General features: G+C 68.2%; 19 protein-coding genes. 12 read left to right on the top strand and 7 right to left on the bottom strand.

The features are described from left to right. Positions 1-116 precede the first annotated feature (116 nt). Positions 117-545, top strand: a complete 429-nt coding sequence (locus tag EEJ42_RS49825) for a hypothetical protein (RefSeq protein ID WP_123108753.1) — start codon at positions 117-119, stop codon at positions 543-545. A 60-nt stretch (positions 546-605) separates the two neighbouring features. On the opposite strand, the gene EEJ42_RS49830 is transcribed toward EEJ42_RS49825, so the two are convergent. The 6 genes from EEJ42_RS49830 to EEJ42_RS49855 all read right to left on the bottom strand — a co-directional run bounded on the left by EEJ42_RS49830 (position 606) and on the right by EEJ42_RS49855 (position 7,881). Further along, complete coding sequence (locus tag EEJ42_RS49830) at positions 606-2,183, bottom strand: MFS transporter (protein WP_246098070.1); 1,578 nt, start codon at positions 2,181-2,183, stop codon at positions 606-608. A gap of 168 nt (positions 2,184-2,351) precedes the next feature. Next, positions 2,352-4,742, bottom strand: a complete 2,391-nt coding sequence (locus tag EEJ42_RS49835) for an acyl-CoA dehydrogenase family protein (protein ID WP_246098072.1) — start codon at positions 4,740-4,742, stop codon at positions 2,352-2,354. Beyond that, positions 4,739-5,023 carry an acyl carrier protein gene (locus EEJ42_RS49840; RefSeq protein WP_123108755.1) on the bottom strand — a complete coding sequence of 95 codons (285 nt, stop codon included), beginning with the start codon at positions 5,021-5,023 and terminating at the stop codon, positions 4,739-4,741. Before EEJ42_RS49840 ends, EEJ42_RS49835 begins: the two co-directional genes overlap by 4 nt. Before the next feature lie 15 nt (positions 5,024-5,038). Beyond that, a complete protein-coding gene (locus EEJ42_RS49845; protein ID WP_123108756.1) occupies positions 5,039-6,775 on the bottom strand; it encodes an acyl-CoA dehydrogenase family protein in 1,737 nt (578 codons plus the stop codon). Next, positions 6,772-7,566 (bottom strand): acyl-CoA thioesterase, encoded by a 795-nt coding sequence (locus tag EEJ42_RS49850; RefSeq protein ID WP_246098074.1) that lies wholly within the window; start codon positions 7,564-7,566, stop codon positions 6,772-6,774. The genes EEJ42_RS49845 and EEJ42_RS49850 overlap by 4 nt, the downstream gene beginning before the upstream one ends. A gap of 48 nt (positions 7,567-7,614) precedes the next feature. Beyond that, the gene (locus EEJ42_RS49855; protein ID WP_123108758.1) at positions 7,615-7,881 is read right to left on the bottom strand and encodes a MoaD/ThiS family protein; all 267 of its coding nucleotides are present in this window, start codon (positions 7,879-7,881) and stop codon (positions 7,615-7,617) included. A 936-nt stretch (positions 7,882-8,817) separates the two neighbouring features. Between EEJ42_RS49855 and EEJ42_RS49860 the strand changes: the two genes are divergently transcribed. The 11 genes from EEJ42_RS49860 to EEJ42_RS49910 all read left to right on the top strand — a co-directional run bounded on the left by EEJ42_RS49860 (position 8,818) and on the right by EEJ42_RS49910 (position 22,940). Further along, the gene (locus tag EEJ42_RS49860; RefSeq protein WP_123108759.1) at positions 8,818-11,850 is read left to right on the top strand and encodes an amino acid adenylation domain-containing protein; all 3,033 of its coding nucleotides are present in this window, start codon (positions 8,818-8,820) and stop codon (positions 11,848-11,850) included. A gap of 7 nt (positions 11,851-11,857) precedes the next feature. Continuing rightward, positions 11,858-12,640, top strand: coding sequence for a leucyl/phenylalanyl-tRNA--protein transferase (locus tag EEJ42_RS49865; protein ID WP_123108760.1), 783 nt, complete (start codon positions 11,858-11,860; stop codon positions 12,638-12,640). Between the two features lie 103 nt (positions 12,641-12,743). Further along, a complete protein-coding gene (locus EEJ42_RS49870; RefSeq protein WP_123108807.1) occupies positions 12,744-13,439 on the top strand; it encodes an N-acetyltransferase in 696 nt (231 codons plus the stop codon). A gap of 51 nt (positions 13,440-13,490) precedes the next feature. After that, on the top strand, positions 13,491-14,552 hold the full coding sequence (locus EEJ42_RS49875; protein WP_123108761.1) for a methyltransferase: 1,062 nt from the start codon (positions 13,491-13,493) through the stop codon (positions 14,550-14,552). Continuing rightward, on the top strand, positions 14,549-16,408 hold the full coding sequence (locus EEJ42_RS49880; RefSeq protein ID WP_246098076.1) for an acyl-CoA dehydrogenase family protein: 1,860 nt from the start codon (positions 14,549-14,551) through the stop codon (positions 16,406-16,408). The genes EEJ42_RS49875 and EEJ42_RS49880 overlap by 4 nt, the downstream gene beginning before the upstream one ends. Beyond that, on the top strand, positions 16,405-17,067 hold the full coding sequence (locus EEJ42_RS49885; RefSeq protein WP_184503650.1) for a thiaminase II/PqqC family protein: 663 nt from the start codon (positions 16,405-16,407) through the stop codon (positions 17,065-17,067). Before EEJ42_RS49880 ends, EEJ42_RS49885 begins: the two co-directional genes overlap by 4 nt. 152 nt (positions 17,068-17,219) lie before the next feature. After that, entirely contained in the window at positions 17,220-18,821 is a 1,602-nt protein-coding gene (locus EEJ42_RS49890; protein WP_123108763.1) for an MFS transporter, read from the top strand. Between the two features lie 279 nt (positions 18,822-19,100). Then, a complete protein-coding gene (locus tag EEJ42_RS49895) occupies positions 19,101-20,147 on the top strand; it encodes a cytochrome P450 family protein (RefSeq protein ID WP_342778437.1) in 1,047 nt (348 codons plus the stop codon). A 48-nt stretch (positions 20,148-20,195) separates the two neighbouring features. Further along, positions 20,196-20,720 carry a pyridoxamine 5'-phosphate oxidase family protein gene (locus EEJ42_RS49900; RefSeq protein ID WP_123108765.1) on the top strand — a complete coding sequence of 175 codons (525 nt, stop codon included), beginning with the start codon at positions 20,196-20,198 and terminating at the stop codon, positions 20,718-20,720. Positions 20,721-20,760: 40 nt separating this feature from the next. Further along, a complete protein-coding gene (locus EEJ42_RS49905) occupies positions 20,761-22,509 on the top strand; it encodes a fatty acyl-AMP ligase (protein ID WP_123108766.1) in 1,749 nt (582 codons plus the stop codon). A 143-nt stretch (positions 22,510-22,652) separates the two neighbouring features. Continuing rightward, entirely contained in the window at positions 22,653-22,940 is a 288-nt protein-coding gene (locus tag EEJ42_RS49910) for a metal-sensitive transcriptional regulator (RefSeq protein WP_123108767.1), read from the top strand. An 80-nt stretch (positions 22,941-23,020) separates the two neighbouring features. Here the strand turns inward: EEJ42_RS49910 and EEJ42_RS49915 are convergent, their stop codons facing one another. Next, on the bottom strand, positions 23,021-23,995 hold the full coding sequence (locus EEJ42_RS49915) for a hypothetical protein (RefSeq protein ID WP_123108768.1): 975 nt from the start codon (positions 23,993-23,995) through the stop codon (positions 23,021-23,023). Positions 23,996-24,151: the final 156 nt, after the last annotated feature.

Genomic DNA, 24,151 nt, shown 5'->3' on the forward strand with positions numbered 1-24,151 from the left:
TCGACCGTCCGCGCGGGCGACGGCAAGGTGAGGGCCATCGGGTTCCGGAGCCGGCGCACTCCGGCTCCGGGCCCGGTCTTGACCAGCGCCCCTTCCCTTGACGGAGGTCGATTGCCATGTCCGCAACGCACCTGGGCGGTACCGCACCCGCCGATGCCCACGCCGCCCGCGTCTGGCTGCGCCGCTTCCTGGCCCTCGACGCCGCCGTCACCGGTGCCAACGGCCTTGCCTGCCTGGCCGTTTCCGGGCCCCTCGGCGACCTGCTCGGCGTCGACCGGGTGCTGCTCGTCTGTGCGGGAGCGTTCCTGCTGGTGTACGCGGCGGGCGTCGGCTTCCTCGCGTCCCGGGCGCACCCGCCGGTCCTCGCGGTGCGGGGCGTCGTGGAGGCGAACCTGGCGTGGGCGGTGCTCAGCATCGCGGCGCTCGCACTGTGGCTGTCGCCGTCCACCGCCGGGGCGGTGTGGATACCGCTCCAGGCGGCCGTGGTCGCGGGCTTCGCGGCGCTCCAGTACGGCGCGCTGCGAGCCTCCCGCGTGCGCGGCTGAGCTAGCTCGACTATTGACATCCTTCAGGGACCGTGGGACTGGCGGCCCTGGTCGCCTGACCTACATCGCGGTCACGCGGTCACTGGTGGGGCGAACGTCGGACGTTGCGCTGTGGTGGTGGAGATCCTTGGTTCGGATCATGAGGAAGCCGACGAGGGCGGCGATGAAGCCGAGGGCGGCGCAGACGTTCATGGCACTGTGGAAGGCGTTCATGTAGGCGTCCCGCCCGGCGCTCAGTATCTGGTCGCGCATGGCGCCGCCGCCTTCTTGGGCCACCGCTTCGAGAGAGCCGGAGCTGACGGCTTCGGCGGCCCCGTCGGCTTTGTCGTGGCCGAGGCGTTCGCCGACTTCGGAGTGGGTGAAGCCGTCGGCGACGCGGTTCTGGAAGAAGGCGCCGACACCTGCGATACCGACGGCGATGCCGACTTGCTGAAAGGTTTCGTTGATGCCCGAGGCGACGCCGGATTTGGCGGGTTCGGCGACCTCGACGGCGACGGCGGCGCGGGCGGGATTGAAGATGCCCATGCCGAATCCGGCGATGACGAACGCGGGGATGAGGACGGTCCAGGCGGAGTCGGCCTCGGTCGTGTTGAGGAAGAGCAGGCCTGTGGCCATGACGGCAGGGGCGGTGCCGAGGAGGAAACGGAAGGGCACCTTGCCGATGAGGCTGCCGCTGATGGCGCCGGTGACGAACATGGCGATGGTCAGGGGCAGGAAGCGCAGGCCGGCTTCCCAAGCGTCCATACCGAGCATGTTCTGGAGGTAACTGGTCTCGAAGAAGATCGAGGGCAGGGCTCCGGCGTTACCGATCATGGCAACGAGGGAGATGCCGACGAAGGTGGGATTGCGGAAGAACGCGAGGTCGAACATGGCGCGTTCGCCCATGTGGCGTTCGATGACCACGAACAGAGCGAGGAAACCGATGCTCGCGGCGTAGAGAGTGAGGGTGAAGGCGCTGGTCCAGCCTTCTTCAGGGGCGCGGATGGTGGCGAAGACCAGGGCGCCGAGGGCGATGCTGAAGGTGACCAGGCCGGGCCAGTCGGTGGGATGAGCGCGGCGGTTCATCGACTCACGGACGCGGAACACGCCGATGAGGAGGGCGATGACCCCGATGGGAACGTTGAAGTAGAAGATCCAGCGCCAGGACAGGGAGCTGGTGAGGGAGCCGCCGATGAGGGGCCCGGTGGCGACGGCGAGGCCGACGGCGGCGCCGAAGACGGTGAAGGCGGTGGCGCGTTCCTTGCCGTGGAACTCGTGGCTCAGCATGGCGGGGCCTACGGCGAACATGATGGCGGCGCCGACGCCCTGGATCGCCCGGAAGACGCTCAGGGCGGTGGCGTCGCCGGCGAGGCCACAGGCCAATGAGGCGATGGTGAAGACCGCGAAGCCCACTTGGAAGACCTTCTTCCGACCGTGGCGATCGGCGAGTGAGCCCGCGGCCACCAGGAAGATCGCCAGCGTGAGGGCGTACGCGTCGAAGACCCACTGGAGGTCGGCGAAGCTGCTGCGCAGTGACTCCTGGATGTCAGGAAGTGCGACAGCCACCACGCTGAGGTCGAGCATCAGCATGAATGTGCCGAGCGCGACGATCCCGAGTGTCCACCACCTCGTGGGCGATGGAGCTCGATCTGCGGACATGCGGGGCCCCTCCATTGCTGGGGTTTCATGGGCGTTTCGGAAAGGGTGACCGGAAGGGGGAGGTCCTGCTCGGTTCGGTGAGGGCCGTTTCCGCCGAGGGGCGGCCCGGGACGCGAGGCTCCGGGCCGCCGTGCTCATGTGCTCAAGGACCGACCAGGGCCGATATGACTACGGGCGCCGTGCCGCGGTGAGGCGGATGCCGAGTACGGCGTCCTCCCACACCGTTCGGACGAGCCCCAGCCCCGCCTCCTCCAGCAAGGCTTCGACGCCCCCCTGTGCCGGCTCTGTCCAGCCGGCGAGTTCGAGTTCGAGGCGTGCTGCCGCCGCACCGATCGGGCGCTTCGGCGGAAGGGGGTTCGGCAGGACGATCCAGCCGCCGGGTACCAACGCCGCAGCGCAGGCGGTGATGGCCCGCCGCAGATCGGCGGTCGGCAGCCCGGCGGTCGGCAGCCACGCGAGAGCGAGCCCGTCGTCTTCCTCGAAACCATCGAGGTCGCAGGCCCGGGTCTCCACCCGGACGTCGCCGGTCGCGTTCGGGGCCGTCTGCCGCGGCTCCAACGCGAGTATCGACGCGAAGGGGATGTTCCGCGCCAGTGCAGCCGCCGACCGGGCGCCGTCGCCGGCCGCGCATCCCACCCGTGCGCCGGGAGTGACCAGCAGATCCGACAGTCCTTCCAGCCTTCCGAGCGAGGAGTTGACCAGGACGTCGGCGAGCACCGGCGACTCGTCACCGCATCCGGCCATCAGCTCCCGCCCCGCGGCCGTCGTCCCCGTACGCAGGTGCGCGGTGCGGGTCAGGGCGCGACGCAGCCGCGTGGCGAACGCCGAGGTACGAGGACCGCCCATGAGTGCCTGTTCCAGGCGCTGGTCAATGGTGTAGCGACCATGGGTGTCCGTGTGGACGAGTGAGGCACCGACCAAGAGTGTGAGGAGGTCGCGCGTGAAGTCCTCGGGCAGGTCCGCGGCCGCCTCCTTCACCGTGCACGGCCGCAGCAGCCGCGCGAGCAGACCTGTTTCCTGAGCAATGGCGCACGCGAGCCAGCTCCACGCCGCCCAGGCCACGCCCTCGAGGCGTCCGGGGAACAGTCCCTCCGGCCCCCGGGGCATGACGTCGGGGGCCTGTCCGGACCGAACGGCCTTCGCCATGGCGTGAGCGCGGTCGAGAAACGCGACCAGCTCGCCGTGCAGGCCCGGAGCTGTGTCGGCCGACGCGAGCCCGGCCGCCGACACCACCGATCGCGCGGTTTCGGCGAACTCTCCGGCGGGATCCGACACGACGGCTTCGGCCGCGTGCAGGGCCCACCAGGAGTCCGCCAGCTTGGCGACGGAAAGTTCGGCGGCATCCTCGCGTACGCGCTTGCCTTCCAGACCGACGATGGTGCGCTGCCCCAACTGCATGAGCAGGAGTTCCTGCGAGCCCTGACCACCGATCATCCCCAGCACGTTGCGCATGAAGCGCTCCCACGGGAACGTGCTGATGTAACCTTCACCGCCCTGGAGATTCATCACCAGCTGCCCGATGCGCACCGCGCTCTCGGCGGCGTGGTGCTTGGCGACGGTGGCGAACTCGTCGAAGAACGCGTCCCGGTCCGGAGAGCGGGTCCCGTCCAGCGCACGGTGGACGGTTGCGCGGGATGCCTCGAGCAGCATGCGCATCTCGCCGATGGAGCGTTCGACGTTCGGGTAGTCGAGTACGCGGCGCCCGCTGCGCCTGCGCGAGGACAGCGCCTGGACACAGTTTTCGATCACGCCGTGCAACGCGCCGGTGATGCCACACGCGGTCATGATCCGGCGGCCGCGCGCGTACGTGTTGAACCTGCTGAGCGCGTCGGCATGCCACACCTGCCGCCACCCGGGCACGCGTACATCGTGCAGAACCACCTGGGCCAGGCCCATGGTGCGCAGCCCCATCGTTTCCAGGGGTATGACCGCGACGCCGGGGTCGTCCTTCTCGACCACGAACGCGAGGATGTCGTTGGAAGCCTCGTCGCGGACGAACATGACGAACAGATCAGCGGCCAGACCGCCGGTGACGAAGTGTTTGGTGCCGCTCAGCACCCACTCCCCGCCCTCGAGCCGTGCCGTGCACTCGTAGTCGTAGGGGTCTTTGCTCTCGTAGGCGCCCAGCGCGACGAAGCGCCGGCCCGCGACGAGGTCCGGGACATAGCGCTCGATGAGCTCCTGTCCGTCGCCGGACAGGAGTACCTCGGCGATTTCGACGGTGGTGTCGACGAGCACGGAGAAGCCGGGGTCGAGGGAGAGCCGGGCGAGTTCCTCGACCACGACGCCCCACGCGAACTTGTCCCGCCCCGCGCCACCGACGTGGGTCGGCAGGGAGAACTGGAGCAGCCCGATCTCGGCCGCTCGCGCAAGGAGGCGCTTGTCGACCAGACGCCAGTCACGTTCGCGGAAATACGAGCCTGGGTTGACTGTCTCCCGTACGAAGCCTCCGAAGCGGCGCCGGGCCTCACTCCGGATCTGCTCGACCTCCGCCTCCAGCGTGCGGTGGCCCTGGCCGAAGGCGTGCGCCACGTCGGCCTGCGGTGTTTGTGACGTCACGCTCCGGCCTCCTGTGCCGCGCTGGTCGCGGCGGCGTCGCGTTCCAGCTGGTGTACCAATTCCGCGAGTGTCTCCTCGCCGAGGAAACGCTCGAGTGAGATGAGGGCGCCGAAGCGCTCCTCGAGGTCCGCGGAGAGCTGAGCCGCGGTCAGCGAGTCCATACCGAGTTCGCCGAGCGGCCGGTCGAAGGGGATCTCCTGCTCATTCGTGCCGAGCAGTTCCGCGATCAGCGATGAAAGCCAGCTGCCGACGGGCTCGGTGATGCCGTTAGCGGTGGTGATGGCGTCCTCCTGGGTTCAGGCCGGCGTCGGCTCGCGGTGCTGCGTCGCGAGACGCAGCGGGATGAGAGAGAACGCCTGGTCGTCGTCGTCCAGATCTGCGAGTCGTCGCACCAGCTGGTCTTCCGCTTCCCCGTCGGGCTCGACGGGGGAGCCGAGCCGCGCCACGACGCGGCGCAGCGCTACCGAGAGCCAGGCTCGGTCCGTGGCCAGGCCGCCGAGGGCGTGCCGGCGTTGGATCCAGGTGTGCAGACAGCAGGCTCCCGCGTGTACCAGGCAGTGCCGGCGGGCCGCGTCGTACGCTTCGGCCGTCCGTTGCGTGCCGAGCCTGCGGAACGTTTCCCGGGTCTGGTCGCGTGCCGTGCGCAGCAGGCCCGCGAGCGAGGCGAGTTCCGGGTCGTCGTGCAGGGCACCGACCGCGTCATCAAGAAGGCCGGTCACCTCATCGACACCGCCGTAGATGATCGACGGGCGATGTTCGCGGGGCGCGGGCGGTGCGATGGGCTGCTCGCCGAAGCCGAACAGCATGGCCGGAGACAGTTCGGTGCGTGTCCCGCAGGCCTCGCGTCGCCGTGCCCCGCTGGCCAGTTGGGCACGGATGGTGTCCAGCTGGACCAGCTGCGTGCCCTCGAACACCGGGGTGATCGCGATGTCGCGCGCCAGCTTCTGGAAGGCGCCGTGTGCGATGCCCTCGCGCAGATGGGCGCGTGCGCTCAGGATCTCGCCGCAGTCGTTCACAGCATCCACGCAGAAGGCCGGTACCACGTACTTGGCCACCGCGGACCACAGCGGCATCCGTTGCCGTGCCACGTCGAGCGCGCGGGCCGCGGCCAACTCGGTGCACTCCGCGACCAGTACGTCGGCGAAGGCACGCGCCAGCAGCGAGCGGACCGGCGCCATCTCGAGCGCCGGGCTTCCGTAGAGCACGCGCGTCCGTGCGTGGCGCAGCGCGATCCGCAGAGCGGTGTCAGCGGCGCCCAGGCTGGTCCCACCGACCATCGTCCGGGTGAACTGGAGCATTCCGGTGACCATTTCGACGCCGCGTCCCTGTCTGCCGAGGACGGCATCGGCGCCGACCTGGCAGCCATCGAGGATGAATCCGCTCAGGTCGTGCCCGCGCAGCCCGTGGGTGGGTACCTTCGGCAGTCGCTTCACCGCGTCGTCATCGACTGCGGCGAAGTCGACCAGGAACAACCCGAAGGACGGATCGGACGCCGCGAGCACGGTGGCGAATGAGGACCGTCGGCCGTTGCCGACCAGCCACTTCTCCCCATTCAGTACATACCCGCCAGCGGTCGCGGTGGCGCGGGTGCCGGTGGCCAGCAGGTCACTTCCAGCGGACTTCTCGCTGATGGCGGCCGTTCCCCAGGCGCCTGACAGTATGAGCTCGGCGACCCTGCTCCGCTGTTCTTTGTCGCCCCACACCCATATCGGCATCGCGGCGAGCAGTGTGGATCCGAATCCGATCGTGACCGCCAGGTCCCGACGTGACGCTGCCCGAACCACGCCCAACATGGACTCGAACGACACGAGTCGGCCACCTTCGGAGCCGGGCACGATGTGTTCGTGCAGGCCCGCTGCCCAGGCCGCCTCATAGGCCGCGGTGGGCTCCGCTTCGCGCTCGTCCGCGCGCACTCCGCCGGCCAGCGACATGCCGGTGCCGGGATCGAAGGGGCAGCCCAGTGCTTGCTCGAACTCCGCCGCCACGTCGAACGTGGACAGTTGGGACGGCGACGGGTTTTCCCCGTTGGTCATGTGCGCTCCACGATGATCGCGTACGGCCTGTCGTCCTCGTCAGCGGACTCCAGCGCATGGACGAAGGCGATGCCCTCGCGGTGGCGGTGGACGGTGGTGCGGACCTGGAGCAGATCCCACAGCTGGCCGGTCCGCAGCCACGTCGCGTCGATCCGGCGGATTCCGTCGGACAAGGCGTCGCGCAGTTCCGGGATGTTCGTGCCGTGCCGCCGGACGAACTCTTCCCGTGCGCCGCCGGCGAAGCCGAGGGACTCGGCCCAGTACCACTGATCGGCCACCTCGCAGTGGTGGCGGTGGATGCGGAAGCTCGGCAAATCCTCGGTGCTCGACGCCAGTAGTTCACCCTCCCGTTCGAACTGCGCCTGTAGTGCGCGCACGGGGGACCGGTACGGCGTGCGCTCGACTTCGTCGTCGTGAAACGCGGTGACGAGTGAGCCGGGGAGTGTGGCCGGTGTGCCGGAGAGCGCCGAGTCGCCGCTGAGTTGCAGCGGGACCGACGCGGCGCGCGTGCGCACCGCCACTCCCGCAGGGCCGGAGAGCGTCGTCTCGAACTCCAGTTGGGAGGCGCGCGGTCCGCGTACCTGGGCAGCGACGTCGATGGTGACAGCGTCGGCGTCGTGGAACCGCAGCGGCTTCTCGTACTCCAGTTGCCATGCCCACAGGACGAGTCCAACCCCGTGCTCCGACACAAGCCTGCGGTGACTGCACACGTGATCGCGCACCCAGCGGGTGCCGGCCTGGAATCCGAGTCTGCCGACGGTGGTGACCTGAAGCTGGGTGGGAGCGAACATGCCCGCGTCTAGTACGACTTCGTAGGTGGAAGTGCGCGGCATCGGGGCCTAGCCCCCGGACACCGCGGTGACGATGTCCACCCGGTCGTCCTCGGTGGCCTCCCGGTCCAGCTCGCTTTGGGAGAGCTGTTCGCCGTTGAGGGCGATGAGGTGCGTCGAGCGGATGCTTCCCTGGCGGTCCAGGAGCACCTCGGCGAGGTTGGGATAGCGCTCGGTGAGAGCTGTCAGGCCATCGCGCACGGTGGCGCCGCCGACGGCGATGTCGTTCTCATAGTTGGTGAATCGGAGCAGGACGCCTCTGACCTTGACGATCATTGCCTGGACCTCTCTCTGCCTGGGTGGTGGTTGATCTCGTGTCACGTTGGCGACAGACCGGCCCACGTGACAGCAGCCGGAGAAACCCAAGCTCCCCGTTGATGCAGGCAACCTATACCCCTACCCCCTAGGGGAAGCAAGCGCTTCGGGTGCCGTGCATGTGACGGCGGCGTGCGCATCTCTGATCACCAGTTCGACCGCGCTTCCCTCCCGTTCATCTTCAAGCGGCGCGGTCTGAGCGGATTTCGTATACGGAGCCCGGCTCCCCTTACCGTGATTTGCCAGCTCAGGCACCGAAAGCGGCAATGCGCGCCGGGGTCGAGGTGTGCTCCGCGGGTGCCGGCGTCCATCCGGGCGGTGGCAGTTTCCGGTCCATACACCATTTCTCCACAGTGAGTTCCGCCGCCGTGCCGCGCTCAACTGTCCCCATTGACACGGCCTACCCCCATGGGGTTTCCTCAACGGCGTTCGATGCGGTGGCCACACCAACCGCAACAGTGCACAGCGAGGGCCCTGACTGATTGCCAAGTGGAGCAACCAGGGCCATCCGTACCGGTGAAGCGCGACCGCACAGGAAGTCTTCGCCGTTCACCGACGCAGCGACGTCGGTAGGCACAACATGGGGGAATCGATCACGCATGAACCAGTCATGCCGAGAACTTGCAGAAACCGGCGCCTCAATCCACCGTGCGAACGCGACGATCGCTTCGCCGGTCGGTCCCCTGAGCAAGCAGTCGAGCTCGTAGCGGGAATTCCCAGACGATGAGCAGGCGCGGTCCGGTATTCCCCTAGTGGCTGGACGCGCCTAGCCGAATACCTTCATTCCTCTTTTCACACTCCGGAGCTCGCGCAATCTCCGGCGTGAAGTCACCACGTCCAAAAACACGTTGACGACCCCTTCAGCGTTCTCCACACCCGCAATGGAGCAGAGGACTCATGGACTTGACCGGGAAGCTTTTCGCGCACAAACGTTTCGCCGCCGTGGCGGCGGCACGACGGAATGCGACAGCAGTGGAACACGACGGCCATCGGATCAGCTACACCGAACTCGATGAGCGTGCCAACCTGCTCGCTCACCGATTCCAGGATCTCGGGGTCGGACGCGGATCCGTCGTCATGACCCACCTCGAGCGTTCGATCGACCTGATCGTGTCGCTCCTTGCGACCCTCAAGGCAGGGGCGACGTACCTGCCGGTGGAGCCCGGAGTTCCGGACGACCGGCTCGCCACATACGTCAAGGAGACCGGCTGTGCCGCCGTCGTCACCCGCTCCGAGCACGAAGACCGCTTCACCGGCCTCTCGGTGCCGACTCTCAGCGCGGTCGCAGCCACCGTTGCCGGGTCGCCCGCCGACCCTCCCGGCATCACCGTTGATGCCTCGGACACCGCCTACATCGTCTACACCTCAGGCTCCTCCGGCACACCGAAGGGCGTGCAGGTGAGCCACGCTTCGCTCGGCTACCTCTGCCAGAGCGTGAACGAGCGGTATGGCATCGGCCCGGATGACCGCGTCCTTCAGTTTGCCGCGCTCTCTTTCGACACCTCCATCGAACAGATCCTGGTCCCACTGGTCCACGGGGCGACGCTCGTCCTGCCCGAGTACAACTGGGCGCCGAGCGAGCTGGCCCACAGGCTCGCCTCGCTCGGCGTAACGGTCATGGACCTGACCCCGCCCTACTGGCGGTCGTTCCTTGCCGAACTCGCACAAAGCCCGGCCGAGTTGCCGGTCCGGCTCACGATCGTCGGTGGCAGCGCGGTGCATGCCGCCGACTGCGACGCCGCACTGCGCCTCATGCCGGACTCCCGGCTCGTCAACGCCTACGGGCTGACCGAGACGACGATCACGTCGTGCACCATGGAGATCACCCGGGAATCGCTCCCTCCCCAGGGACCGGCGCCCATCGGACGGCCACTGCCGCAGACCGCTGTTCACGTGCTGGACCAGGACATGAAGCCGGTCCCGCCCCAGCAGCGCGGAGAGATATACATAGGCGGCCCCGGCGTCGCCCAGGGCTACCTCGCCGAGCAGACCCCGGCCAAGGATCGCTTCCTCGACCTGCCCGGGTCAGAAGGCGAACCGACACGCGTGTACCGCACCGGCGACGTCGGCCGCTGGACGGCGGAGGGAAATCTCGAGGTCGTCGGACGGGCCGACAGGCAGATCAAGATCCATGGATTCCGCGTGGAGCCGGCCGAGATCGAGGCGACCCTGTCGGCGCACCATCTCATCGACGACGTCGCGGTGACGGCCTTCAACGCCAAGGGCGAGCTGCAAGTTGCCGCCTACTTCACCGCGAGCGGCTCTCCGCACCGGCTCGAACCGGTCGAGCTGCGGGCCTTCGCTGCCGGCCGACTGCCCACGTTCATGATCCCGGCGAAGTTCATCCAGCTGGACACGATGCCGATGACGACGAACGGCAAGATCGACCTTGCCGCGCTGCCCGACCCGTCGCAGGAACCCACCGTCGTGCCCAGAGCCGACACCGACGTTCCGACCGCCAGCATGGTCGAGCGCGCCGTCGCGGGCCTGTGGTGCCAGGTGCTCGACGTGGAATCGGTCGCGCCCGACGACAACTTCTTCAACCTCGGCGGCAATTCGATTCTGGCGGCCGAACTGCTCGCCAAGGTGCGGGCTTCACTCGGCATCCTGATCACACAGGTCCGCCCTCTCATCCGGCTCCTTCTCGAGCACGCGACCCTGCGCAGCTTCGCGTCGGCAGTGGAGTCGGCCCGTGCCGGCACCCTCTACACCGACAGCGCGTCGCACGTCGACCTCGAGGCCGACACGGCTGTCGGGGTGCCGATCCAGCGGCAGCCGACGGGTTCCACGTCATGGGCGGACCCCTCCCACGTATTCCTCACCGGAGCGACAGGGTTCCTCGGGATCTATCTGCTGCGTGAACTCCTGACGACCACCAGCGCCACCGTGCACTGTCTCGTACGCGCCGCGGATGCCGACCAGGCGAGGGAACGCATCAAGGACAATGCGCTGCACTACATGAAGGACGGTCTGGAGTCCTATTGGGCCGAGGGGCGGATAGCGGCTGTTCCCGGCGACCTGGGCAAGCCGCAGTTCGGACTCGCGGATGAGGAGTTCGACTACTTCGCCCAGGTCATCGACGTCATCCATCACCCTGGTGGGCTGGTCAACTTCATCTACCCGTACTCCCACATGCGCCCGGCGAACGTCGAGGGCACCCGGGAGATCATCCGGATGGCCGGCCGCTACCGGAACATCCCCGTCCACTACGTCTCCACCATGGCGGTGGTCTCCGGCTTCGGGACCGCCGGGGTCCGGCACGTCACCGAAGAGACGCCGCTCGCCCACGCCGACCACCTCTCCGTCGGTTATGTGGAAAGCAAATGGGTCGCCGAAGCGCTTCTTCAGAACGCTGCCGCGGAAGGCCTGCCGGTCGCCATCTACCGCGCCGCCGACATTTCCGGCGACCAGGCGACCGGTGCCTGGAACACCGCAACCGAGATGTGTGCGATGAAGCGGTTCGTCGTCGACACCGGGACCTCGCCGATCGCCGAACTTCCCCTCGACTACACGCCAGTGGACTGCTATGCGGCGGCGCTGCTGCACATCGCCTCGAGCCGGCTGCCCGCCGGGGAGGTCTACCACCTGACCAATCCCGGCAAGGTGAATATCTCGCTCCTTGCCGAGAGGCTTCGCGCCCACGGCCACACGATCCGCGAAATCCCCTGGGAACAGTGGCTGGAACGCATCGTCACGACTGCCGTGGAACAGCCGGACCACCCCATGACTCCTTTCGCGCCGCTCTTCATCGACCGGTGCTCCAGCGGCACCATGAGTGTCGCCGAGATGTACCTCGAAACAACGTTTCCCACCTTCTCGCAGGAAAACGTGAAGGCCGCGTTGCGTGGCAGCGGAATCGATATTCCGCCCGTGGACGCCACGATGCTGGACCGCTACATCGAATACCTGACCTCCATCGACTTCCTGTGAGGTAAACATGATCCGGACACAGGATCGGACCGAGTCGATGTGGGATTCGGTGGATGTCGGCGCGGGACCCGCTGAACAGCCCATCGCCTTCGGCGGAGACCTCGCGCCCCAGAACCTTCTTGCCGCCTACCGGCGGGGCCTGTACCCCTTTCCGGTTGACACGGCCGAAGCGGCAATCGTCAATGAGCTCACCTACGAGGCCGAGGTCGAAGCCGGGCGGGTGAAAACGGTGCCCGGATGCGCGGACCCCTTCTCGATCTCATGGTGGTCCCCGGACCCGCGGCCCGTGATTCTTGTGGACCAGGCCCGAATCCAGCGCAGCCTGCGCCAGCAACTGCGCAACAGGACGGACTGGACCACGACGGCAGACGCCTGCTTCGAAGAGGTGGTCCGTCAGTGCCGGGTGGGCCGCGTACAGCGGTGGCTGACCGACGAGCTGCTGCGGGGCCTGTGCCTCTTGCACAGGCAAGGTCACGCACACAGCGTCGAGGTCTGGGACGGCGACGAGCTGATCGGCGGGACCTTCGGCATCAGGGCCGGGGCGGTGTTCAGCGCCGACTCCCAGTTCACGCTGCGCAGCGGGGCGGGCAAGACGGCGGTGGCCGACCTGACACGCCGCTTCGCCGAGGCCGGCGGGCTCGCGATCGACGTCCAGCGCGACGGCGACCATGCCCGGCTCGTCGGTGCCCGCCCCCTGCCCAGGTCCCGGTATCTCGATCTGCTGGCCACCCGCGATGAGAACCGCCCGCTCGCCACGCACAAGCTGCCCGCCGGCCGCCTTGCCGACTGAGCTCACCCCACCCGTGCCTGCCTCTGGGAGACATGCCTTGTCCATCACCAGTACGGATCTGCATGTGGTCAGCCTCGCGGAGAGGCCTGACCTGGAAGAGGCCATGATCTCGATGGAGTCGTCGTGGCCGGCCTACATCCGCCCCGATGGTCTGCTCGTCGAGTGGGCCTTCGACCGGCATGCGGAGCACCAGCTCGTCGTGGTCGACGAGCGGGAGCAGGTCATCGCCCGAGCCGCCGGGGTGGCTCTCGCCTGGGACGGCGACCCCGGTCACCTGCCCGACACCGGGTGGGACGAGGCACTTCGGCAGTGCCTGTCCGACACGTACGCGGGGCGGGAATTCACCACGCTGTGCGCGCTGGAGATCGCCGTCCTCCCCGGCCACCAGTCGCGGAACCTGTCCGCAAGCGTTCTGCGGGCCGTCACCGATCACGCGCGCCGGAAGGGGTTCCGCGATGTCGTGAGCCCCGTCCGTCCCAGCCGCAAGCACGAACATCCCGAACTGCCGATGGACGAGTACCTCGCGTCTCTCCGGCCCGACGGCCTGCCGGCGGACCCCTGGCTGCGCGTCCATGTCAGGGCGGGCGGCGAGGTGCTGAAGGTATGTCCGGCGTCCATGACCATCTCCGGAAGCCTCGCCCAGTGGCGCGAGTGGACCGGCCTGCCTCTGGACACCAGCGGTCCGGTGGCAGTGCCCGGAGCGCTGACGCCTTTGACCGTGAGTCTCGAGCACGACTACGCCGTGTACGTCGAACCCAACGTATGGGTCAGGCACCGGCTCACCGGCTCGAGTCTCTGACACCCCTCTCCGACGCATCACGAGCGGCACCGACGACAAGGAGTACGACCCATGAGCAGCACAACTCCGCACAGCGCGCCCTCGACCGACAAGTTGAACCTGCGCGCGGCTCTGATCGAGCGGATCGGCGGTTACATGATCGCGCACTCGATCGGAGTCGCCGCGGAACTCGGCCTCGCCGACCTCATCGGCACGGGAGCCCGCCACTGCGGCGAACTCGCCGCCGAGACGGAGACTCACGAGCCGTCACTGCGGCGGCTGCTGCGGCTGCTGGTCGCCGGCGGGATCGTGGCGGAGCCGGAGCCGGGACGTTTCGCGCTCACTGACATCGGCGCCCAGCTGCGGGCCGATTCCCCCGACTCGCTGAAGAACTTCGCCCGAATGTTCTGCGACCCGCTCTTCTTCACCTCGTGGCAGGGCCTGCACCACACCATTTCCAGTGGCGACCGCGCTTTCGACCACACGTACGGGACCGGGGTCTACGACTACCTGAGCCGGCATCCCGAGACGAGCATGCTGTTCAACGAGGCGATGAGCGAGGAGTCCAGGCACTCGGCCGAGCAGATCGCCTCGGGGTACGACTTCCCGGAAACCGGGACGCTGGTGGACCTCGGCGGCGGCGACGGCACCCTCCTCACCGCGATCCTGCGCGACCGTCCCGGGCTGCGGGGCGTCGTTTTCGACAGCGCCAGCGGTGTGGCGGAGGCGCCCGCGACACTGAGCAAGGCCGGCCTCGCGGACCGGTGCGAGGCCCAGGCCGGCGACTTCTTCCAGTCCGTCCCGGGCGACGGCGACATCTACATCATCAAGAGCGTGTTCCAGGACTGGGGCGACGAGGAGTCCCGCGCCATCCTGCGGACCTGTCGCGCTCATATGCCCCGGTCCGCCACGTTGCTGATCGTCGGCACCGTGCTTCCGGAGACCGCCGACACCAGCGCACCGGTCATGTTCCTCACCGACGTCAACATGATGGTGACGACCGGTGGCCGCGAGCGGACCGAGAGCGAGTTCCGCGCGATGCTCGAGGAGACCGGCTTCACGGTGCGGTCGGTCGGCGACGGGGACGCCGGACCCCTGTCGATCATCCAGGCCGTCCCCACGTCCGTCGCATGACGACGGAACCTGTGACGGACAGCCAGGTGGATCAGCCGGAGTCCTCGTCTCCGAGGCAGCCGGGGTTCACGGGCGAGTTGTTCCTGGGCAGGGTGAGGACCGATCTTCTCGCCCTGCCCGGGGGCGACCCGCGCCGTCTGGACCCCGTGGAGGAGCAGTTCCTGTCCCGGCTCCGTGCCTTCTGCGAGCAGGACGTGGACAGCGCGGAGATCGAGAGCACGGACCGGATCCCCGACCACATCATCGAAAAGCTCAAGGATCTCGGGGCACTGAGCATCAAGATCCCCCGGCAGTACGGTGGGCAGGGGCTGTCCTCCCGTTGCTATCACCGTGCTCTGATGCTCACCAGCACGACACACCCGGCACTGAGCGAGCTGCTCGCGGCTCACCAGGCCATCGGTCTTGCCCAGCCCCTCATCCTGTTCGGGACCGATACGCAAAGGCGGGAGTTCCTCCCCCGGTGCGTCAGGGAGATCTCGGCGTTCGCTCTCACCGAGCCCGACATCGGAAACGACCCGTTCCGCATGCACACCACCGCCGTCTACGACCCGGTCTCGGACCGCTACCTCCTCGACGGTGTGAAGACATGGATCACCAATGGGGTCATCGCCGACCTCCTGGTCGTCCTGGCTGTCGTCGCCCCTTCGGACCGGGATGCCGGGGGCATGACCGCGTTCATCGTCGAGGCCGACTCGCCGGGGGTGACGGTCGAGCACCGGAACTCCTTCCTCGGACTGCGGGGGCTGGAGAACGGCTGCATCCGCCTGCACCGCGTCGCCGTCCCCGCGGACAACCGGATCGGCGAGGTCGGCGCGGGCCTGGACATCGCTCTCGCCGCCCAGGACACCGGCCGTCTCTCCCTGCCGGCCGTGTCCGCGGCCGCGGCGAAGTGGAGCCTGTCCGTGGCACGCCGGTGGAGCACGGCCCGCGTCCAGTGGGACCGGCCCATCGGCGAGCTGGACGCTGTCGCCGGCAAGCTGGCGTTCATCGCCGCCACCGCGTTCGCCCTCGAGGCGATGGTCGAGGTCACCGGCCGGCTCGCGGAGCAGGGTGACAGCGATACCCGGCTCGACGCGGAGCTCGCCAAGCTGTTCGCCACGGAGAAGGCCAGCACGGTCGCGGACGAGCTCGTCCAGATACGGGGCGGCCGCGGGTACGAGAGGGCCGATTCGGCGATCGCACGTGGCGAGAAGGGAATCCCGGTCGAGCAGTTGCTGCGTGATGTCCGGGTGGGCCGCATCTTCGACGGATCCAGCGAGGCGCTTCGCGATTTCCTGGCCCAGGACCTCCTCGCGTCGCACCGCGCGGCACAGCCCCGTACGGCCGAGCCTTCCGGCGGTCAACGCCCCTCTGCCGACTCCGTGGACGGTGCTTTGAGCACGCACCTCGCGTTCGTCGAGCGGATCTCCGGACACCTGGCACATCAGCTGGCTCTCGTCGCGGACGGGCCGGACAGCGAACGTGAGCGTCAGAGGTTCCTCGGCCGGATCGTCGACATCGGCGCCGAGCTGTACGCGATGAGCACAAGTTGCGTCTACGCGACCGCCCTCGACGGTGTCGGTGACACCACGACCGCGCTGGCCGATGCCTTCTGCCACCAGGCCCGGCTGCGCATCGAGGAACTCCTCGACCGGCTCGACGACAACACCGACGACACAGACCGCGATGTGGCCGGGCGTGTGATGCGCGGTCACTGCGCCTGGCTCGAGGAGGGAGTGGTCGACCCTTCCACCGACGGCCCGTGGATCGCCGAGACGAGGCACGGACCCGCGAAGGGACCGAACCTGCGGCGAGTCGTCCCGCCGGCGTCCCGTGCCCGGGAGGCCGCCCACGCACCAGAAGGGGAAGCCCCGTGAACACCACCACTGATGTCCTCCTCTCGGCACGGCAGCAGACAGCGCGGCAGAGGGGGCCCAACCGGTTCGTCGATCTGTTGGAGGGCGGCCATGTCCCCAAGGAGCGGCTCGGCCGGCTTGCCGGAGAGCTGTATTACCTGGTGGCCAGCGACCGACGCAGCTTCGCTCTGCTGGCTTCGCGCTTTCCCTCTCCTCCCGCCGGGGATCTGTACCTGACCATGGCGCAGAGCGGAGGACAGGCGCTGGAACTCCTCATGGATTTCGCGGCCGCGCTCGGGATGGGCGCGGAGGAGCTGCGTGGCTACGAGCCGTGGCCGCTGGCGCAGGCGTATCCGGCGTTCCTGTCGCAGTCCGCGCTGTGCGGTGCCTCCAGCGACGTCGCGCTGGCGCTGCTGGTGAACGCGCAGGAGTCCGGCGAGACCTACACGCGTGTGGCCGACGCGCTGGTTGCCCGGTACGGGTTCGCGGAGGAGGCGCTCGGTCACTTCCGGTTCTTCGCGGATACACCGCAGCCCGTTCTGGACCAGGCGGCGGTCACGCTCGAGACGGGACTGGCCGGCGGGGACGATCCGGCTGCCGCTGTTCGCTGCGCCCGGATGGTGCACGCCTTGGAGGGCGAGTTCTGGAACTGCCTCGCCCAGGGGCTGGACATCGACTGAGCTCAAGGGGCGTGTGGCGAAGGGGCGTTCGCTTGACAGGTATACCCCCCATCCGTATGTTCGCTACGCCTACCCCGTAGGGGTATAACCCCCAATGGATCGACGCCTCGAGCGCCGGCGTGTCGCCGGCGTCAATGAGGAGAGGAGTGCCGATGTCCTCGGCCGGAAACCCCCCGCAACGCGCCGGGAGCAAGGAGTGGGCGGCGCTGGGCCTGTTGGTCCTGCCCGCTCTGCTCCTGTTCATGATGCTGACCATCTTGTTCCTGGCCAGCCCGTATCTCGCCGCCGACTTGAAACCCAGCAGCACCGAGACGCTGTGGATCCTGGACATCTACGGCTTCCTCATGGCAAGCCTTCTCGTCCTGATGGGCACCGTGGCCGACCGCTTCGGGCACAGGAACCTCCTGGTGGCCGGAGCCGCTCTCTTCGGCATCTTCTCCGTGCTGGCCGCGATGGCGGACTCGCCGGTGATGATGATCGTCTGGCGTGCGGTGCTCGGCATCGCGGCGGCCATGCAGATGCCGGCAACGCTCGGCCTGATCTTCTCGATGTTCCATGACCCCAAGCAGCGCGGTGTCGCGATCGGTACCTGGGCGGCCGCCATCTCCGGCGGTGTCGCGCTGGGCCCGCTGCTGGCCGGACTGCTTCTCGAGGCCTTCTCCTGGCGGGCGACGTTCCTGGTCGCGGTTCCGGTGATGGCCATCGTGGTGATCGGCGGGCCGTTGCTGCTGCCGCGTCACCAGGGCGCCCAGGGCAGCAAGCTCGACCTGTTCAGCGCGGCGCTGCTGCTGGCGACCCTGCTGCCGCTCATCTACGGGATCAAGTCGTTCGCCACCAGTGACTCGCCGATGCTCTCGACCGCGGGCATCGTGATCGGACTGGCGTTGGGTATCTGGTTCATCCTTCGCCAACTCCGTTCCTCCGCACCCCTGCTGGACGTGCGCCTGTTCACCAACCGGACCGTCGGCGGGGCGCTCGGCGTGTTCATCCTGGCGGCCACCGGCCTCGGCGGCGTGTACCTGATGTTCACGCAGTTCCTTCAGCAGGTGAAGGACCTGTCGCCCCTCCAGACCGGGTTCGCGATCCTTCCCGCGGCCCTCGTGCTGATCGCCGTCGCCACCCTGTCGCCGGTCATCGCCCGCAGGGTGCGCCCGGGTTACGTCATCGCCACCGGCCTGGCCGTGCAGGTGATCGGCTATCTGCTGTTCACCCAGGTCGACAGCGAGACCGGTCTGCCGATGCTCATCGCGGGCTTCGTCGTTCTCTACCCGGCGGTGTCCCCGTCCATGGCCCTCACCACCGACCTGGTGGTCAGCTCGGTCCCGCCGGAGAAGGCAGGCGCCGCCGGCGGACTCGCCTCCACCGTCAACGACCTCGGCATCTCGCTGGGTGTCGCGATCGTCGGCAGCATCGGCACCGCCGCCTACAGCAGTGGGCTCGCCGACAAGCTGCCCGAGGGCCTGCCCGCCAAGGACAAGGCGGCTGCCGAGGAGAACCTCTCCGGCGCCGTCGCCGCCGCGCAGAACCTGCCCGACCACCTCGCCGATCCCCTGCTGCGCGTGACGAAGGACGCCTTCGCCGGCGGGCTCAGCATCGGGTCGGCCACCGCGGCCGTGATCGCCGCGGCCGGAGCGATCATCGCCGCCCTCACACTCCGCCATGTGCCCCCGACCGGCGCCGCCGCGCCGGGGTCGCAGGGTGGTGAGGCGGACGCGGCCGAGTCGGTCGCGTCCGCCGGTGGCGGCTCGAAGTAAGGACACACGACAACGGATCAGTGGGCCGGAGGCGGCGGCTGGGACAGCCATGCAGCTGCATCAGCCGCCGCCTTCACCACTCATGGGAGGCACGTAATGATCGACTTCAGCGCGGACACCGTCGAGACGATCAAGAGCGCCGGCGGGAAATGCATGTATGAACAGGTGACACATCTGCGGGAGTCGGGGCCCGCTGTTCCCGTGCAACTGCCCGAAGGCGTCGGGGCCTGGTCGGTGTCACGGGGCGATGTCGTCAGGCGCCTCCTGACGCACCCAGGCGTGTCCCGGAACCTGAAGGAGACTGTTCCCACCTATGTGCCCGGGTCCGTGCCCTGGCTCTCTCCATGGGTCGACGTGGAGTCCATGGCCACCACGGACGGCAGCGCTCACGCGCGGCTGCGGAAGCTGATCACCCCGGCGTTCACCCCCCGCCGCGTGGAGAAGCTCCGTCCCCAGATCGAGGCGATCGTCGGCGAACTCCTCCACGACCTCGAGAAGCGGTCCGGTGACGAAACCGTGGACCTGCACAAGGAATTCTCCTACCGGGTTCCCACCAGGGTGATCTGCGACCTCTTCGGTGTGCCTGAGGACCAGCGGCCCGAAGTGCTCCGTGCCTTCCGCATCGTCGCCATGACCGATGTGCCCGAGGAGGAGTCCGTCGCCGTCTACCAGGACCTCGAAGCGGCGATGCACGTTCTGATCGAGACCAAACTGCGCACGCCGGACGACGACCTGACCAGCTTCCTGATCGCGGCGCGAGAGACCGGCGAAGCGCCCCTGAGCACCCACGAGCTGATCTCGACGCTGCTCCTGATGATCGGCGGGGGAAGCCAGACCACCATCAACCTCATCGACCACACGGTCCGCGAGCTCCTCGCGCGGCCTGACCAACTCGGCCTCCTGCGGGCCGACCCCGGACGGTGGGACGACGCGATCGAGGAATCCCTGCGCGTCCACTGTCCGGTCATGCATCTGCCGATGCGCTGGGCGACGGAGGACATCGACCTCGGTGAAGGGGTGGTGATCCGTGCCGGTGACGCGATCCTGATCTGCTACGGGGCCCACGGCCGGGACCCGGGTGTGCACGAGGACCCCGAGACGTTCGACGTCGACCGCGAGAACAAGGACCATCTCGCCTTCGGGCTCGGCGCCCACTTCTGCCCCGGCTCGCACCTCGCGCGCCTCGAGGCCAGGGTGGCCCTGCCCGCACTGTTCGACTGCTTCCCGAACCTCACCCTGGCCGTCGCACCCGAGCACGTCCAGCCCGGCCAGACCTTCATCGGCAACGACATCCTCGCGCTGCCCGTCCACCTGCGGCACACGTAGCGGCGCCCTCTTCCGTCACCGCACCTCACGACAGAGAAAGGTCCGCATGTGACAGTCGACAATCTGGCCGTCAGGACGAAGCGGCTGCTGGACACCGCCCGGTACCTGAATCTGGCCTCCGTCGGTGAGGGCGGCGACCCCTGGGTCGCCACCCTGGAGTACGTCTGGTTCGCCGACCCCCTGCGTTTCGTCTTCGGGTCGGCCACCAGTTCCCGGCACAGCCGTCATATCCGTGCCCGGCCGCAGGTGAGTGGCTCCCTGTTCATCGCCGACAGCCCCGGCACGGACGTGGCCATCTCCTCGGCCGACGGCGCCCAGTTCACCGGCCGCTGCGCCGAGATCTCCCCCGACCGGCTCGACGAGTACTACACGCGCTTCTACGAGACCGTGTTCCCGGACCCGCGGCAGCGCGCCGAGTGGCAGCTTCCGGCGTCGCTGTTGCAGTCGCCCGCTCCACACCGGCTCTATCTCGTCGAGGTCGAGCGCTGGTGGCTGATCGACACCCGGACATGGGCCGAGGACCGCATCGACCGCCGTATCGAGATGCCGCAGGACGTGCAGACGCCGGCCTGATCCTTTTGCCCGAATCCGAGAACCGCGGGGGAGAACATCCATGACAAGTACGGGCTGGAGCGGTGTGAGCGCACCCGGGACATTCGCACACGCTCTGCGCGAGCGGGCAACACGGTCACCTGATGTGGTCGGTTTCCGGTTCGTCGCCGAGGACGAGACGGTCGAAGAATGCACCTATGCCGAACTCGATACGCGGGCGCGGACAGTGGCGGCCGGGCTCCTCGAGCGCGCCGAAGGGCGGGATGATCCGGCGCTGCTTTTGTTCGCGCCCGGCCTGGACTATCTGGCCGGCCTGTTCGGCTGCTTCTACGCGGGTGTTCCCGCGGTCCCGGCCTTCCCACCGGACCCGACGCGTCTTTCCCGCACGCTGCCGCGGCTCGCGGCGATCATCGAGGACACCGGCTCCGCCGTCATTCTCACCACGACGGACATCAAGCCGCTCATCGAGCAGTGGCTCGAGACCACGTTGGGGCGCGCACCCCGGGTATTGGCGACGGACGAGCTCGGAAGTGAGGGCGCGGGGATCGAGCCGGCAGCTCCGCGGGGGCTGCCGGCGCTGTTGCAGTACACCTCGGGTTCGACATCGCTGCCGCGTGGCGTTGTGCTGTCTCACGCCCAGCTGATGGACAACTGCCGTGACATCGGGCGTGGTTTCGGTATCCACGCGGACAGTTCGGGCGCCCTGTGGCTGCCTCCGTATCACGACATGGGGCTGATCGGCGGCATCCTCACCCCGCTGTTCTCCGGTATCCCCGCCACCCTGACCTCACCGGTGACGTTCCTTCGCCGACCGCTGTCCTGGCTGCGCATGGTCTCGCGGTATCGAGCGACGATCACCGGCGGGCCGAACTTCGCGTACGAGCTGTGTCTGCGGCGTGCGACCGACGAGAACGTCGAAGGGCTGGACCTGTCCAGCATCGAGGTCACCTTCACCGGAGCCGAGCCGGTGAGGGCGCAGACCATGGCGCGCTTCGCCGAGCGATTCGGTGTGTGTGGTTTCCGGGCCGAGTCGTTCTATCCGTGCTACGGGCTCGCAGAGGCGACCCTGTTCGTGACCGGCGGTGCGCCGTTGGACGGCTGGCGCTCGGTGCAGGTCGCGAGTGAGCCCCTCGACGTCGACGGAGACGCCCGGCCGGCAGCCGCGTCCGAGCTGTCGAGGCAACTGGTGAGTTGCGGGCGGCCTGGCCCCGACACTCGGCTGCTGATCGTCGACCCCGACTCCCGTGAGCCTTTGGGCAGCGGGAAGGTGGGTGAGATCTGGGTCGCCTCGCCCAGTGTCGCGGAGGGCTACTGGCGCAGGCCCACGGAGTCCGCCGCGACGTTCGGGGAGAAGACCGCGGCCGGGGAAGGCCCGTTCCTGCGCACTGGCGACCTCGGCTTCTTGCGGGACGGCGAACTGTTCGTGACGGGCCGCATGAAGGACCTGATCGTGATCAACGGCCGGAACTACCATCCTGCCGACATCGAGCTGGCCTGTGAGAACTCGGTTCCGGGAATCCGCCGCAACTGCGGTGCCGCGTTCTCGATCGAAGACGCGGAGAAATCAACAGAACGTCTCGTTCTGGTCTACGAGGTGGATCCCGGCAGCGACAGGCCTCATCAGGACATCGTCGACGACATCCGCCGGTCGGTTTCGATGGGGTGCAGCGTTCCCCCGTACGCGGTGGTGCTGATTCCGCCCCGGACGATCCACAAGACCTCGAGCGGGAAGGTGCAGCGCTGGATGGCGCGTCGCTGTTACCTGGCCGGTGAGCTCGAGGAGCTCACCCGGTGGGAAGCGGCCGCCTGACCGACGTGCCCACGGGGCCCCGAAACGTACCTATGACAGGTTTGTATTGTTCCGGCGGCACGCTCCGATACGACCGGAGGGTATCTTTTAGGGGGAGGTCGCGCTGCGCTGTGGCACCGGCCGGGAAGGAAGGACCAGGAGCCATGGCTGGCCAGAATCAGAAGACGCACAAGGACGAGGTGATGATGCGGCTTCGCCGCATCGAGGGCCAAGTCCGTGGCCTCCAGCGACTGGTGGAGACGGACACTTACTGCATCGACATTCTCACGCAGGTGTCGGCGACGACGCGTGCCCTGCAGTCGTTCGCTCTGCAAATGTTGGACGAGCACATGGCCACGTGTGTGAGCAGTGCCGTCGCCGAGGGCGGCGAGGAGAGGGACAAGAAGCTCAAGGAGGCGTCCGACGCCATCGCACGGCTGGTGCGGTCCTAGCGCTTCCTGCACCACCCCCATTGCGTGGAGCCCCAGGCGGATCTGCCTGGGGCTCCACGCCGGTGTCCCGGGCGTGTGGATCAGTGCTGGTGGTCGCCTTCGGGGCTTTCGGGACTCCGGCTCTCGGCCGGTTCTTGCGCGCTGCGGCCGGTGTCGACGGTGAAGCTTGCCGTGCGGACCTTTCCCTGGTGTTGGAAGTCGAGGAAGAGCCGGTAGGTGCCCGCGCTGGGCGCGGTGGCGGTGAAGGAGATGGTGGGGCCCGGCTTGGTCTTGCCGTCGCCGGGGGCGCCATTGGGATGCACGTGCAGGTAGGCGAGGTCTCCGGAGCGCAGAGCCACCAGGTGGCCGTAGGCGCTGAGGTAGGGGTCGAGGTCGGTGACGGAGCGTCCGTTCTTGGCGACCTTCAGCTTGAGCTCGCTCGCTGCCCCCGGGCGCAGTCGGCCGTCGAGGGTGACGGTGTAGCCGTCGACCTTGGCGACCTTCGCGGGTGCGGGCAGCGGGGCAGGGCGGTAGGAGCCGGAGACAGCGAGGTCCGTCCCCAGGGTCAGGCCTTCGGCGCCCTTGGCGGCGGGGGTGAAGTCGGCGAACAGCCGGTACGTGCCGGCGGCGGGGAGGTCGGCCTTGGTGCTCCACGTGCCGTCCGGTGACCGGGTGGGGTGCAGGTGCCGGAAGGTGCCCAGGTCCCGGGAGGCAAGGATCAGGTGGAGTTCCTTGTCGTGTTCGCGCTTGAAGGCGGTGACCTTCCGGCCTGCGCTGTCACGGATGGAAAAGCGGAGTTCGGACTTCTTCGCCGCGGGGATGCGCGGGGTCTCCAGGTCCAGGCTGTAGCCGTTCTCCGCGATCTGTAGACCGCCCGGTGGCGTGCTCCGGCCCTTCTCGGTGTGCTCGCCGTGCTCGCCTTCCTTGTTCGGGGCGTTGCCGCCTTCGTGTTCCGCATGGGCTGCGGAGTCGGTCGAGGTGCCGATCGGAACGACCACATCGCCCACCCCGTAGGCGGCTCCGAAGGTGGCGGCGAGCGCGACAGCGAAGGCAGTGATTTTCAGGGGGGTGTTCATCGGTTCTCCTTGGGCGTCCGGCGTCTGCCACAGACCGAGCTTATACCCCACTAGGGTATACACAAGAGTGGTCGACTCACTTGCCAGCGGTAGGGGGCGGGGGTATACAGTCGGATGCAGTTACAGATACCCCCAAGGGGTATTGACTCCGTTACG

The sequence above is a fragment of the Streptomyces botrytidirepellens genome (genome assembly GCF_003721215.1).
Classification (GTDB): domain Bacteria; phylum Actinomycetota; class Actinomycetes; order Streptomycetales; family Streptomycetaceae; genus Streptomyces; species Streptomyces himastatinicus.

Coding starts and splice junctions, on each gene's coding strand:
- EEJ42_RS49855 (WP_123108758.1), bottom strand. CDS start 7,881: ATGATCGTCAAGGTCAGAGGCGTCCTGCTCCGATTCACCAACTATGAG.
- EEJ42_RS49830 (WP_246098070.1), bottom strand. CDS start 2,183: ATGTCCGCAGATCGAGCTCCATCGCCCACGAGGTGGTGGACACTCGGG.
- EEJ42_RS49860 (WP_123108759.1), top strand. CDS start 8,818: ATGGACTTGACCGGGAAGCTTTTCGCGCACAAACGTTTCGCCGCCGTG.
- EEJ42_RS49890 (WP_123108763.1), top strand. CDS start 17,220: ATGTCCTCGGCCGGAAACCCCCCGCAACGCGCCGGGAGCAAGGAGTGG.
- EEJ42_RS49870 (WP_123108807.1), top strand. CDS start 12,744: ATGATCTCGATGGAGTCGTCGTGGCCGGCCTACATCCGCCCCGATGGT.
- EEJ42_RS49880 (WP_246098076.1), top strand. CDS start 14,549: ATGACGACGGAACCTGTGACGGACAGCCAGGTGGATCAGCCGGAGTCC.
- EEJ42_RS49910 (WP_123108767.1), top strand. CDS start 22,653: ATGGCTGGCCAGAATCAGAAGACGCACAAGGACGAGGTGATGATGCGG.
- EEJ42_RS49905 (WP_123108766.1), top strand. CDS start 20,761: ATGACAAGTACGGGCTGGAGCGGTGTGAGCGCACCCGGGACATTCGCA.
- EEJ42_RS49845 (WP_123108756.1), bottom strand. CDS start 6,775: ATGACCAACGGGGAAAACCCGTCGCCGTCCCAACTGTCCACGTTCGAC.
- EEJ42_RS49865 (WP_123108760.1), top strand. CDS start 11,858: ATGATCCGGACACAGGATCGGACCGAGTCGATGTGGGATTCGGTGGAT.
- EEJ42_RS49875 (WP_123108761.1), top strand. CDS start 13,491: ATGAGCAGCACAACTCCGCACAGCGCGCCCTCGACCGACAAGTTGAAC.
- EEJ42_RS49915 (WP_123108768.1), bottom strand. CDS start 23,995: ATGAACACCCCCCTGAAAATCACTGCCTTCGCTGTCGCGCTCGCCGCC.
- EEJ42_RS49850 (WP_246098074.1), bottom strand. CDS start 7,566: ATGTTCGCTCCCACCCAGCTTCAGGTCACCACCGTCGGCAGACTCGGA.
- EEJ42_RS49825 (WP_123108753.1), top strand. CDS start 117: ATGTCCGCAACGCACCTGGGCGGTACCGCACCCGCCGATGCCCACGCC.